The organism is Azospirillum argentinense (genome assembly GCF_000632475.1).
GTDB classification, from domain to species: domain Bacteria; phylum Pseudomonadota; class Alphaproteobacteria; order Azospirillales; family Azospirillaceae; genus Azospirillum; species Azospirillum baldaniorum.
Genome location: NZ_CP007794.1, coordinates 535,673 through 548,265, shown reverse-complemented (window position 1 = coordinate 548,265; position 12,593 = coordinate 535,673). Strand labels below are relative to the sequence as shown.

The window sequence follows — 12,593 nt, the reverse complement described above, 5'->3', positions numbered from 1 at the left end:
GCGCTCAGCGGACGGAGACGATGCGGAAGGGACGCTGCACACCGTCATGCTCGGTGATGGAGATGTATTCACCCTCCACCAGCGTGTGACGGTCGAAGCGGAAAATCGGTTCGTCGTCGTCGCTGTCGTCGGCGTCGTAATCGAACAGCCAGCCCTTGCCCCGATGGACCAGATGGCCGGTCTGCTCGTCCTCCCCGCGCCAGAAACGGCGGACCGTGCACACAGCCTTCCGATCGCACCATTCCTCAAGGTCAAGATGACCGTCCGACGTCAGCGGGGCGGTGAATTCATAGCCGTGCTCCGCGCTGCCTTCCGGATGGTCGGTGGTGCGGGCCAGTTCGAGGCGGATTGTCTTCAAGGGCACGGGCGTCGTCCTTTGTGCTGGCAGCGGAACGAGACTGCGCGTCGCAGGCGGACGACGGTTGGGGGAGCGCGATCGACGCGCTCCCCACCGCCCCCCCGACGCGAACTCGCCGATGCCAACCGAAAAGGGGGGCGGTTGTTCCGCACCTCCCCACACCCGGCCCTGCACCCAGCTCGCCGTCATGGCGCAGGCGGGGTGCAGGCGGGGCGTTTCCTTCCTGTCACCGGCTCGTGCCGCCCGGCTAAAGGGCCGGGTGCTGCTGCACGAAGCTGTCCAGGACCACCGTCAACTGACGGGCATGGACGGTCTGCCCATGGCTGCGGGCCCGGTCGATGTCCTCGCGGATGATGCGGGCGATCCGGCGGATGCCCTCGGCGTCGTGGGCAAGGCAGCAACCCAGCTCCACCGCCAGGATTTCCGGCAGATGCTCATGTTCCGCGATGGCGTCGATTTCCGCTTCGGTCAGATCGCTGAGCGCGATGCAATCGTCGATCGTCAACATGGCGCGTTCCCTTCCCGATTGCCGGGCCTTGCCCGGACCGGAGTCCGGGTGGCCCTTGTGGTTGAAAACCATCGGCGTGGAGGGCGCCCACCATTGCGGCGCCGCGCGTCGGATCGGAAAAGCCCGGCCTTTTAAAAGAGAGGCCCTTGGATCAGTGGGCCATCAGCACGGGCAGGCCGGCGTGATTCAGCACATAGCGGGTCACGCCACCCAGGATCATTTCCCGCATCCGGCTGTGTCCGTAGCCCCCCATCACGAGGAGGTCGGACCCAAGTTCCGTGGCCTTGTTGATGATGGCTTGGCCGACGGGTTCCGATCCCGGCTTCAATATGGTTACCTGAACGTTAACGCCGTGCCAAGCGAGATAGTGGGCGATGCGACGACCTGCCGCAGCCTGGGTGTGCGAGGTCTCGGCGGTCAGGACGTGGACGGTGTCCGCGCCGGTCAGGAAGGGCATCGCCCCGGCCAGGGCGCGCACCGATTCGGGGCTGCCGTTCCAGGCGAGCGCCACCGTGCGCCCGATCTCGTCCGGCAGGGTGGCGGGCGCCAGCAGCAGCGGACGGGCCGCCCCCAGCAGGGCGCTTTCCACCGTGGCGTAGGCCTGGGTGTTGCTGTCGAGCGTGGTGTGGGCGAAGACCAGCAGATCGGCCAGCCGCCCCTCGCGCGGCACCACCTCCTCGACGCGTCCGGTTTCCTCGCGCCACTGGGCGGTCGGCGCCTCGACGCCGGTGGGGATGTCGCGCAGTTCGATGTCCGCAGCGCGAATCACATCGTCGAAGGTCCGGCGGGCGGTGTGGAGGTGGGTCTTCGACTCCCCTTCGGCGGCGCGCATGATCTCTTCGACCATCGCGCCGGACATGCCCTCGCCCAGCATGGGCACGGCGTCGCGCGGGTCCAGCGACACGAACAGGGCGTCGACATGGGCGTCGAATTCGCGCGCGATCTTCAGCGCGGCGTTCAGCGCCACCGTGTCGCCGTCGAGTCCGGCCAGCGGCACAAGGATCGTCTTGAGTGACATGATCTCCCCCCGGGCCGTTTCCGCCGGCCCATCTTCTGGACGGTGCCTGTCGGAACGGCGGCTGGATGCACCGTTTCCAGCGCCGCGCCGCCCGTAGTCTAGACCATGGGGAACCGGCGGCGCCCGTTCCACCTGGAATTACACCAGTCGCTCCAGCACGGCCGCAAGCGTTTCCCCCGCATCCCTGCCAGCATTCGTGCGCAGCCATTCAAGCGGGCCCAGATCATAGACAGTCTGCCGCTCGGCCACCTCCGCCGTGGCGTCGGAGGCGTCGCCGCGGCGGCCGGCGATGCGGGCGATCCGCGTGTCCAAGGGGGCGTCCAGCCAGATCCCGTCGAATCGCACGCCGGCCTCCGCCGAGAGAGCGGCCGCGGCGGCCCGCTCCTCCGGACGGGCATGGACGGCGTCCAGCACCACGGCGTGTCCAGCCGCCAGCGCCGTCCGCGCCCGCTCCAGAAGCCCGGCATAGACCCGCTCGGTCACCGCCGGCGTGTAGGCCTCGGCGGGGAGCCGCTCCGTCTCCCCGATCCCGAACAGCCGCTTGCGCAGCGCGTCGGAGCGCAGGACCACGGCCCCCGGCGAGGCGCCCAGCGACGGCGCCAGAGCACGGGCCAGCCGCGTCTTGCCGCTGCCGGACAGGCCGCCGATGGCGACCAGCCGCGGCGGCGGCGGTTCCAGCGCCGCCACGGCGTGTTCCAGATAGGCTGCCGCCTCCCGTTCCAACCGCCGCGCCGCGTCCTCGTCGGGGCGGAGCGCCGCCGTGCTGGCGGCGACCTTGGCACGGATGGCCGCCCGCGCCGACAGGAACAGGGGCAGCAGCGCCAGGGCGCCGTAATCCTCAGCCGCGTCCAGGCTGCGGTTGAGGAAGGCGTTGCCAAGCGGACGAAGGCCCCGCCGCTCCAGATCCATCAGCAGAAAAGCGAGGTCGTAGGCGACGTCGATGACCGCCAGCCGCTCGTCGAATTCGATGCCATCGAACAGCACCGGCTTTCCATCCAGCAGCACGATGTTCCGCAGATGCAGGTCGCCGTGGCAATGCCGGACGAAGCCGCCGCGCCGCCGCTCCTCCAGCAGCGGGGCCAGACGGTCCAGCGCCTCCGCCGACCGCTTGCCCAGCCGCTCCACACGCGCCGGCGGAAACAGGGACGATCCGGCGCGCAGTTCAGCGATGCTGCCCTCCACCACCTCCCGCATCGCCACCGCCCCGCCACTGTCCGGACGCGGCTCAGCGGCGGCGTGGAAGGCGGTCACGGCGTCGGCGAGGTCGCGAATCAGCGCGTCGTCGAGACCCCCACGCTCCGCCATGCGGTCCAGCAGGGCGTCCTGCGGAAAGCGGCGCATCACGACCAGCCAATCCAGCGCCGTTCCACCCTTCACTTCCTCGCCACCGAAAGCGAGACTTCCGTCCGACCGTCGCACCACCGAGTCCAGTCCGAGATAGAGCGACGGCGCGGTGCGCCGGTTCAGGCGCAACTCCTCCACACACGCCATGCGCCGCCGCTCGACCGTCGAATAATCGAGATAGGGATAGCGGACCGCGCGCTTCAGCTTGTAGGCGCGGTCTCCGGCCAGGAAGACGATGGCGGCGTGGGTTTCGACACGCTGCACCGCCGCCCCGCCATGGCTCGCCGGATCGGCGAGAAAGGCGGCCGCCATCGGAATCGAACCCGGCGTCGGGCCCGGCGCCGGGTCCTGCTTCGGATCGGAAGCGGCGTGCTGCATGGCGAAAGTCTAGCACGCTCCGGGCGTCCCCGATGAGCCCCGCAAACCGCCTAGGCCTCCGCAAACAGGGCAGCCCTTCCACCATTGACGCGGAGGGCAGCACGCACGACATCTGGGAGTAGCCCCGTTACGCGCTTGCGCGGAGGTGCGGCGCGACGCGTAATGCCACAACCGCGCCGTGATCGGGCGCGGTAGACTGGAGCAGCCGGAGTAGGACCGTCAACGATCGATCGGGAGCAGGCCGCCGTGCGTCATGGGACCTCGTGCCTCTGTCTGGTGGTTGCCGCGGCGGGCCTCATGCTCTCCGGATCCGCTGGCGCGCAGACCCTGTCGATGCCCGAAGACCGCATCGGCAACTGGAAGATCGGCGGCCTCGCCTACAGCGTCGGGGAAGCACCGGACACCAAGGTGTCCGACCTGCACAACAAGATCCGCATCGGCTCCTCCCTCCTGCCCAAGCTCGACGGATACGCGGAGGTGCGCCCCTGGGTGTCGCTCGGCCCCAGCGCGCCGGACGGCAGCCTGTACGGCATGGGCGGCATCCTGATCGACGTTCCGCTGGGAGGGTCCTCCTTCGTCTTCACGCCCAGCGTCGGAGCCGGAACCCTGCCGGTCACCCCACGCGACTCCGCGGCGACGGGCAGCGTGGTCGAATTCCGCTCCCAGCTCGAACTCGGCTACCAGTTCGAGAACAAGGCCCGCTTCAGCCTGGGCTACAGCCGCATCGACACCAGTGGACCAAACGCGGACGCCGCGGCGCCGGCCAACAACGTCTTCGGACTCTACTACCGCATGCCGTTCGGGGCGTTCACCGGACGCTGACAGCCCGCCGCTTGTTTTGCAGCGCAACATGACCATCCGCGAATCACTTGACGTTTGTTTTGACGCGGAGGCTGCGCAAAGGGGTTGGCAATACTCGCCTTAACCACTTGTTAATGACGGCTGGTTCTATTGACCTCGGGGACCAACGCCGGGGATTCGATCATGGCCAAGCGCAAGACCGCCACCGCAAAGACCGTCGAAGCCGCTCCGTCGCTTGAAGCGGCCGAGGCGCTCGCCACCGACACCGGGGCGGAAATCGTCCTGAACACCAATTTCGCGGCCATCGAGCAGGACGCGGTCGCGCTGCTGCACGCCGCCAGCCTGCTGGTCGAAGCCGACACGCCGGAAAAGGCGAGCCAGGCGCTGGACCACAATCTGCGCCTCTGGGTCGCCATCAAGACGGTGCTCCAGAACGAAGAGAACACCCTGGAGTCCGAGGTCAAGGCGAACCTGCGCAACCTCGCGCAGTACGTCACCGTCACCACCATGGAAGCGACCCGGGGCTCGATCGAGGCGAGCAAGATGGTCTCGCTGTCGCGCATCAACATGCACATCGCGGAAGGCCTGCTGCACGGCCAGAAGAACCGCATGGTGCAGGAGCGCGCCTATGAGATCTGGGAGCGCGAAGGCCGTCCGAACGGGCGCGAGATGGACCATTGGCTGCTAGCCGAAGCCGAAATCGCCGACCTGCTGAACAACCGCTGACAACACGCCGCGGCCGGAACGGCATGACGCCGCAATCCGGCCATTCCGTCAGGACATGACCACCCGCGTCGCGGCAACGTGACGCGGGTGGTTGCGCTTGATAGCATCCGGGGGTGACCGCGCCTCCCCTCTCCCCCGCCCCCGCCCGTCCCGCGACGCCCCGCCACATCCGCGTGGAGAACATACCGCTCGGCATCGTCATGATGCTGGCATCGGTGCTGCTGTTCTCCGTGATGAACGTGCTGGTGAAGCTGCTCTCGGAGACGTACCCCGTCATCGAGGTGACCTTCTTCCGCAACGCCATGGCGTTGATCCCGGTGGCGGTGGTCATCTCGCTGCAGGGCGGGTGGATCAGCAACCTGCGCACCGAGCGGCCGATGGGTCATGTCTGGCGCTCGGTCGTCGGGCTGACCGCCATGTCGCTGACCTTCTGGTCGTTCAATCTGTTGCCGCTGGGAGACGCGGTGGCGCTGAACTTCTCGGCCCCGCTCTTCCTCACCGCCCTGTCGGTGCCGCTGCTCGGCGAAAAGGTTGGCATTTACCGGTGGAGCGCGGTGCTGGTCGGCTTCGTCGGTGTCCTCATCATGGTCCAGCCGTCCGGCGAGATGTTGACCCATCTGGGGGCGCTGGTCGCGCTCGGTGCCGCCTTCTTCCAATCCTTCGCGATGGTGGCGATCCGCCAGCTCAGCAAGTCCGAGCGCGCCAACACCATCGTCTTCTACTTCACGGCGATCACCACCCTGATCCTGGCGCTGGTCATGCCCTTCGTGTGGGTCACCCCGCGCAGCCTGACCGATTTCGCCCTGCTGTCGGCCACCGGCGTCCTGGGCGGCGGCGCCCAGCTTTTCCTGACGCGGGCCTATTCGCTGGCCCCGGCGGCCGTGGTGGCGCCCTTCAACTACGCCGCGCTGTTGTGGGCCGTCCTGTTCGGCTGGCTGCTGTGGAACGAGATGCCGACCCTGCACATGGTGTCGGGGGCCGCCGTGGTGGCGGTGAGCGGCCTCTACATCCTGCACCGTGAGACGCGACGCCGCCTTCCCCCCAGCCCGCCCGCGATGGGTGGCGGCGGCGACTGATCGCCGAAGCCCGTTCGCCTCGTTCGGCCAACCCCATTCCGCCGGCCTTATTCCGCCGGTTGCAGGGAGCGTTCCATGGCTCCGGCGAGCTGGCGCGGGGTCACCGGCTTGTGCATCAGGCCGAAGCCGTGACGCACGGCGTCGCGCTGGCATTCCGGACCGGTTTCCCCGGTCACGATGATCGCCGGGATCTCGGCGTCGAACAGGTTGCGGATGCCGAGGATGGCATCGGTGCCGACCTTGCCTTCGCGCAGGCGGTAATCGGCGATGATGATGTCGGGCTTGCGACTGACCGAGCGCAGCTTGTCCACCGCCTGTTCCCCCGATCCGGCGATCAGGACCTCGTACCCCCATTCGCGCAGGATGGCCTGAAGGCCAAGCAGCACGATGGCGTCGTCGTCGATGACCATCGCCAACCGCTCCTCCCCGCCGCCCGGCGCCATGGGGGCATGCCCCGCCGACGCGAGGTCCACGGGCTTTGGAATCTCGCCCAACGGCACCTCGATGGCGAAGACCGACCCCACGCCGGGCGTGGAGCGGACGGTCACCGGATGGTCCAGAAGCTGCCCGATGCGCTGCACGATGGCGAGGCCCAGCCCAAGCCCCTGGCTGCGGTCGCGTTCCGGGTTGCCGACCTGATGGAACTCCTCGAAGATGCGGGGCAGTTGTTCGCCTGAGATGCCGATGCCGGTGTCGGCGACGGTGATCCGCATGCGCCCGTCCACGACCGCGCAGGTGATGGCGATGCTGCCCTGCTCCGTGTAGCGGATGGCGTTCTCCACGAGATTGCGGATCATCCGGCCCAGCAGCACCCGGTCGGAGCGGATGTTCAGCGGACACCCCTCCATCGTCCAGTCGAGCCCCTTGCCACGGGCCACCGGGGCATAGCCCGCCGCGATGTGGTCGAGCAGCAGCGCCACCGGAAAATCCTCCAATGTCGGCTTGACCACCCCGGCGTCCAGGCGCGACACGTCGAGCAGGCTGTCCAGCAATCCCTTCAGCGCGTCCAGACCGCTCTCCAGCAGGCGCAGCGCCTTCATCCCCTTCTCCCCCTGGACGTGGCCATGCAGCGCCCCGGAGAATAGGAACAACGACTGCATCGGCTGGCGCAGGTCGTGGCTGGCCGAAGCGAGGAACTTGGACTTGGACAGGGCTGCCCGTTCCGCCTCCTCCTTGGCGCGGCGCAGGGCGTCCTCGGCCTCCAGCCGGTCGGTCACGTCGGTGTTCGTGCCGAACCACAGAACGACGGCACCGTCGGAATCGTGGACGGGCAGCGCCCGCGACAGGAACCAGCGGAAGGCACCGTCCCGCCCGGCCATGGGGAAGGTGTCCTCCCACGGTTTCCCCGTCCGAAGGGACCGCTGAAGACTGGCGGTGACGCGCTCGGCGTGGTCGGCGGGAAGGATTCCGTCCCACAGAGGACCGGAAGCGGCGTCCGCGCCCTCGACGACGCCCGTATAGTCATACCATCTTTGATTGTACCAAAAGATCCGCCCATCCGGACGGGCCATCCAGGCGAGCTGCGGGATGGAGTCCGCCAGCGTGCGGAAGCGCAGCCCGACCTCCTCCGCCTCCTCCTTCGCCGCCTGCATGGCATCGCGCGCCTCGAAGATGTCGGTGATGTCGGTGGAGGTGCCGAACCAGCGCTCTTCCCCGGTTTCCGGGTCGGTGATCGGCAGGGCACGCTGCTTGAACCAGTGGTAGCTGCCGGCGGCGCTGCGGATACGCGCCTCGGTGTCGAAGATCGTCCGCGCTTCGACCGCCTGTATCCAGATCGTGAGAAGGCGCTGTCGATCGTCGGGATGAACAGATTCGGACCAGCCGAAATCCCGTGCCTCCTCCGCCCGCTGGCCGGTGTAGGACAGCCATTGCTGGCTGAGGAAATCGCAACTGCCGTCCGCCCGGCAGGTCCAGACCATCTGCGGCAGCGCTTCCAGAAGCGTGCGGTAGCGGTGTTCGCTGGCGCGCAGGGCGGCCTCCGCCGCGCGGTGGGCGGACACATCGCGGAAGTAGATGGACAGGCCGCCGCCCGCCTGCGGATAGACGTTGAACATCGTCCAGCGCTGGAAGATGCCGGACAACGCCTCGAACTCCCGCGGCTGCTGGTCGGCCATGGCGGCCTCGAAGGTGCGGATGACGGTGTTGCCGGCCACTTCGGGAAACAGATCCAGCAGGCAGCTGCCGACGAGATCCGCGCGCGGGCGCTCGAACATCTCCTGGGCGCGCTTGTTCACATAGGTGATCCGCCAATCGCGGTCGATGGCGTAGAAAGCGTCGCCGATGCTCTCCAGGATCTGGTTCGCCTGTTCCACCGCGCGTTCCAGCGCCCGCTCGGCGAGAAGGCGCTTGCTGATGTCCTGGAAATAGATGGCCAACCCGGCGGACGACGGGAAAACCCGCAGGAAGAGCCAGACGCCGAGCGGGGCGAAGTAAGCCTCGAACTCGTCGGGATGGCGGTCCCTCATGGCGATGTGCAGGCGGTCCCACAGCACCGTCCCCATGGCGTCGGGAAAGGCCTCCCACAGCCGCTGTCCGGTCAGGTCGCTGCTGCCGGCCATCAGGCCGCGCGCGCGTCCGTTCATGTAGACGATGCGCCAGGACCGGTCGACCTCGTAGACGCCGTCCGTCGTGCTTTCCAGAATGGCGTGGGATCGCCGGTCGGCCTCCGCCGCGGCTTCGGCCACCCGCGCGCGCCGCTCGGCCGCGGCGCGCCGGTCGTGGGAACGCACAAGCGCCCAGGCGACCAGCGCCGCCACCGCCAGCGCGCCCAGACCGCCGCCGGCGATCGTGTAGACCGTGCGCCGCGCCGCCGCCTGGATCGGCTCGGCCGGCGTGCCGAGGGCCAGGAGCCAGCCCGGCGCCGCCACGGAACCGGCCTTCGCCGACAGCACCTCCTGCCCTTGCTGGGTGCGGGACAGAAAGAACTCGTCGCCGGTCTTCAGCGCATGGGCGAGGGATTCGTGCGCCTGCCTCCCGACCACCGGGTCGAAGGCCGTTTCGGACCTCGACCGGGCGACGAACCGCCCGTCACGGTCGAGGAGCGCGACGATCCAGTTCGGCGTCGCCACCTGATCGATCAGGACCTGACGGAGGGACCAGGCCCGCACGTAGGCGGTCAGGACCAACCGCACCTCGCCCACGCCCCAAACCGGCACGCTGACGGCGAAGACCGGCTCCACCTTGCCGGTCGGGTCGGTTATGACGCCGCTGATCCAGACCTCCCCCGACCGGAACACACGGTCCGTCTGGACGGATCGGGCCGCAGGATCGATGGCGGCGGCTTCCGGCTCCTGCGGCCGGTGGAGCAGGTTGACGTCACCGTGGCGGTCGCGAACCTCCAGGGCGATCCAATCCGGACGCTGGCGCAGCGCACGTTCCGCCCGCTCCATCCAAACCGCGCGGTCGCCGATGTCGAGCGAACGGGCCGAGGACATGATTTCGAGCGCGCTGCGCGTCATAAGGACGCGCCCATCCACGGTCCGCACCGCCGCGTCGGTGGCATGGCGGATCAGTTCCTCGACCGACCGCTCCTGTTGACGGTCGACCAGCATGATCGCTGCCACCGCGAAGGCGACGAGTGGAAGAAGCGCCAGCAGGGCCACAAAGGGGAGACGAAGGCGCATACCCGATTTTCACAGACCGTTGACGCCGCCCACTATAGACAGACACTCAAGCGACTCCCACAAAATCCGCCCATCTATCACTATTTTCAGCAGGGACCGCGTGAAGTTCTTGGTGTTCTCAAATGAAAGTTGGGTGCGCCACAGAAAGTGGTAGTGTGCAGCGCACAGGGCCGCAAGGTGACACAGCCCTGAAGTGTCGATGTCCAAATATCGATGGCGGGCCTGCGGGAATTCGATTTGCCGCGGAGACAGACGGGCGGCACATTGGTCGAATGCCTGAATCCATGCCCCATTCCGCTTCCGCCGGTCGGAGCGGCGACATCCGCTTCGGCGAGTTCGTCGCGCTCATGGCCCTCTTGATGGCGCTGACGGCGCTGTCCATCGACATCATGCTCGTTGCCTTGCCGGACATCGCCGGTTCCTTCGGGGTGGTGCGGGAGAACGACCGGCAGCTCGTCATCACCGCCTATATGCTGGGTTTCGCGATCGGGCAGCCTTTCCACGGGCCGCTGTCCGACCGGTTCGGGCGCAAGCCGGTGCTGGCCGCCGGTCTGGTGATCTTCGCCATCGGGTCGCTGGGCGCGGTCTTCGCCCCCAGCTTCACCGCGCTGCTGGCCGCCCGCGCGTTGCAGGGCTTCGGCGCCGCCGCCCCGCGAGTCGTCGCCATCGCCATCGTGCGCGACCGCTTCGTCGGGCGCGACATGGCGCGGGTGATGTCCTTCGTGATGATGATCTTCATCATCGTGCCGATCATCGCCCCGGCCCTGGGCGAGGGAATCCTGCGCCTCGGCACTTGGCCGTGGGTGTTCGGCGCGCTGTTCCTGGCGGCCGTCGCCGCTTTCGCCTGGTCGATGCTGCGGCTGGCGGAAACCCGCGCGCCGGAGGACCGGATGCCGCTCTCCCCCGCGTCGCTCGGCCATGCCTTCCACAAGGTGGTGACGACCCGCGCGACGGTCGGCTACACCGCGGCGATGGGGCTGCTGTTCGGCGGGCTGCTGAGCTACGTCGGCAGCGCCCAGCAGATTTTCGTGGACGTCTACGGGCTGGGGGCGCTGTTCCCGGTGGCCTTCGGAGCGATCGCCGGGGTGATGGCGCTGGCCTCGCTGGTCAACGCGCGGCTGGTCGGGCGGGTCGGCATGCACCGGGTGTCGCACGTCGCCCTGCTCGGCTACACGCTGACCGGCGTTGCCATGGCACTGCTGGGCTTTCCGGAGCATCCGCCGCTGCTCGGCCTCGGCCTGTTCATGGCGGCGATCTTCTTCTGCTTCGGCCTGATCGCCCCGAACTTCAACGCCATGGCCATGGAACCGCTGGGCCACGTGGCGGGCATGGGATCGTCCTTCGTCGGCTTCTTCAGCACCGGCATGGCGGCGGTGGTCGGCTGGATCGTCGGCCAGTCCTTCGACGGCACCGTGCGCCCGCTGACCATCGGCTTCACCGTGCTGGGGGTGCTGGCGCTGCTGACGGTTTTGCTGACCGAGCGCGGAACCCTGATGCGCTCCACCCACGCCGCCGCCACGGCGCAGCCGGGAGACTGACGCCAACGGGTGCATCGGAGGGGAAGCGTCTCCGCCCTTGCCGGCGGTGTGCCCGATTCGGCATAACGTGCGCGACGCCCGGGAGCGGGCGCCGAGCGGGCACCAGCCCATCACGCGCGGGAGGGGACTGTGTTCCGCAAATTCGTCTATCTGCTGGCCCTGGCGCGCGAGCAGCATTTCGGCCGGGCGGCGGAGGCCTGCCACGTTTCCCAGCCGACGCTGTCCAACGCCATCCGCCAGCTTGAGGACGAGCTGCGCGTGCCCATCGTCGAGCGCGGGCAGAAATTCTCCGGCTTCACGCCGGAGGGGCTGAAGGTTCTGGAATACGCCCGCCGCATCGTCGCGGAGCGCGACGGGCTGTACCAGGAACTGACGGCGCTGGGCCAGGGCCTGTCCGGCCATTTGCGGATCGGCGCCATCCCGACCGCCCTGCCCGCCGTTCCCCATGTGCTGGCCCGCTTCGCCGAGCGCTACCCGCAGATCCGCTCCAGCGTGCGTTCGCTCAGCTCGCGGGACATCCAGCGCGACCTCGACGGGTTCGAGCTGGACGCCGCCGTCACCTATCTCGACAACGAGCCGCTGAGCAACGTCCGCACCGTTCCGCTGTTCTCGGAGCGCTACTTTCTGCTGGCCCAGCGCCGCCAAGTCAGCGAAGGCACCACCAGCATCCGCTGGGCGGACGCGGCGAAGCTGCCGCTGTGCCTGCTCACCCCGGACATGCAGAACCGGCGCATCGCCGACACCGCCTTCCGCATGGCCGACCGGACGGTGGTCCCGCTGATGGAGACGAACTCCATCGTCACCATCTACACCATCGTGCGCAGCGGTCTGGCGGCCAGCGTGGTGCCCAGCCAGCTCCTCACCCTGGTCGCGCTCCACCCCGATCTGGTGGCTCTGCCGCTGACCGAGCCGGACCTCACCTACGCCGTCGGACTCGTCTACGCCGACCGCGAACCGCCGGCCCCGCTCGCCAAGGCGCTGGCCGCCGTCGCCGCCGAACCGGGCCTCGCCGAGCGCGTGCGCGCCTTGACCGACGAGGCGCTGGCCCCCTGGGGCTTGTCAAAAGGGCTATGATCTCAACGACATAACCGTTCCGCTCGTGTGGTGATAGCGAAACCCTATCACCGCATCAGAAAATCAAATTTGCGCGCCTCCCCCAATGTCCGTAACGCTGACGGACAAGACACCAACGAAGCGCCGCCGATCCAGGTGGGCGCGGGGGA

Annotated in this window: 10 protein-coding genes; 5 read left to right on the top strand and 5 right to left on the bottom strand. The window is 68.3% G+C overall.

Annotated elements, in window-relative coordinates:
- Positions 1-4 precede the first annotated feature (4 nt).
- The 4 genes from ABAZ39_RS16650 to ABAZ39_RS16635 form a co-directional block, all read right to left on the bottom strand.
- Entirely contained in the window at positions 5-364 is a 360-nt protein-coding gene (locus ABAZ39_RS16650; RefSeq protein ID WP_040134056.1) for a hypothetical protein, read from the bottom strand.
- A 241-nt stretch (positions 365-605) separates the two neighbouring features.
- Positions 606-866: a hypothetical protein gene (locus ABAZ39_RS16645; protein ID WP_040134055.1), complete on the bottom strand. Its 261-nt coding sequence runs from the start codon at positions 864-866 to the stop codon at positions 606-608.
- A 151-nt stretch (positions 867-1,017) separates the two neighbouring features.
- Positions 1,018-1,884, bottom strand: a complete 867-nt coding sequence (locus ABAZ39_RS16640) for a universal stress protein (protein WP_051658193.1) — start codon at positions 1,882-1,884, stop codon at positions 1,018-1,020.
- 138 nt (positions 1,885-2,022) lie between these two features.
- Positions 2,023-3,606: a bifunctional aminoglycoside phosphotransferase/ATP-binding protein gene (locus tag ABAZ39_RS16635; protein WP_247874870.1), complete on the bottom strand. Its 1,584-nt coding sequence runs from the start codon at positions 3,604-3,606 to the stop codon at positions 2,023-2,025.
- A gap of 297 nt (positions 3,607-3,903) precedes the next feature.
- Here ABAZ39_RS16635 and ABAZ39_RS16630 point away from each other — a divergent pair, with 297 nt between their 5' ends.
- From ABAZ39_RS16630 to ABAZ39_RS16620, 3 genes are all read left to right on the top strand, one after another.
- Complete coding sequence (locus ABAZ39_RS16630) at positions 3,904-4,428, top strand: acyloxyacyl hydrolase (RefSeq protein ID WP_247874869.1); 525 nt, start codon at positions 3,904-3,906, stop codon at positions 4,426-4,428.
- A gap of 162 nt (positions 4,429-4,590) precedes the next feature.
- Positions 4,591-5,133, top strand: coding sequence for a DUF2934 domain-containing protein (locus tag ABAZ39_RS16625; RefSeq protein ID WP_040135378.1), 543 nt, complete (start codon positions 4,591-4,593; stop codon positions 5,131-5,133).
- 113 nt (positions 5,134-5,246) lie between these two features.
- Positions 5,247-6,209 carry a DMT family transporter gene (locus tag ABAZ39_RS16620; RefSeq protein WP_040134053.1) on the top strand — a complete coding sequence of 321 codons (963 nt, stop codon included), beginning with the start codon at positions 5,247-5,249 and terminating at the stop codon, positions 6,207-6,209.
- Between the two features lie 47 nt (positions 6,210-6,256).
- On the opposite strand, the gene ABAZ39_RS34330 is transcribed toward ABAZ39_RS16620, so the two are convergent.
- Positions 6,257-9,832, bottom strand: a complete 3,576-nt coding sequence (locus tag ABAZ39_RS34330; RefSeq protein WP_081863108.1) for a hybrid sensor histidine kinase/response regulator — start codon at positions 9,830-9,832, stop codon at positions 6,257-6,259.
- Between the two features lie 284 nt (positions 9,833-10,116).
- Here ABAZ39_RS34330 and ABAZ39_RS16610 point away from each other — a divergent pair, with 284 nt between their 5' ends.
- Together ABAZ39_RS16610 and ABAZ39_RS16605 are read left to right on the top strand one after the other, a co-directional pair.
- The gene (locus tag ABAZ39_RS16610) at positions 10,117-11,370 is read left to right on the top strand and encodes a multidrug effflux MFS transporter (RefSeq protein ID WP_103039090.1); all 1,254 of its coding nucleotides are present in this window, start codon (positions 10,117-10,119) and stop codon (positions 11,368-11,370) included.
- 129 nt (positions 11,371-11,499) lie between these two features.
- Positions 11,500-12,444, top strand: a complete 945-nt coding sequence (locus ABAZ39_RS16605; RefSeq protein ID WP_040134051.1) for a LysR family transcriptional regulator — start codon at positions 11,500-11,502, stop codon at positions 12,442-12,444.
- Positions 12,445-12,593: the final 149 nt, after the last annotated feature.

Bases quoted from the DNA above. Each gene is read 5' to 3' on its own strand.
- ABAZ39_RS16645 (WP_040134055.1), bottom strand. From the start codon at position 866: ATGTTGACGATCGACGATTGCATCGCGCTCAGCGATCTGACCGAAGCG.
- ABAZ39_RS16640 (WP_051658193.1), bottom strand. From the start codon at position 1,884: ATGTCACTCAAGACGATCCTTGTGCCGCTGGCCGGACTCGACGGCGAC.
- ABAZ39_RS16635 (WP_247874870.1), bottom strand. From the start codon at position 3,606: ATGCAGCACGCCGCTTCCGATCCGAAGCAGGACCCGGCGCCGGGCCCG.
- ABAZ39_RS16630 (WP_247874869.1), top strand. From the start codon at position 3,904: ATGCTCTCCGGATCCGCTGGCGCGCAGACCCTGTCGATGCCCGAAGAC.
- ABAZ39_RS16625 (WP_040135378.1), top strand. From the start codon at position 4,591: ATGGCCAAGCGCAAGACCGCCACCGCAAAGACCGTCGAAGCCGCTCCG.
- ABAZ39_RS34330 (WP_081863108.1), bottom strand. From the start codon at position 9,832: ATGCGCCTTCGTCTCCCCTTTGTGGCCCTGCTGGCGCTTCTTCCACTC.
- ABAZ39_RS16610 (WP_103039090.1), top strand. From the start codon at position 10,117: ATGCCCCATTCCGCTTCCGCCGGTCGGAGCGGCGACATCCGCTTCGGC.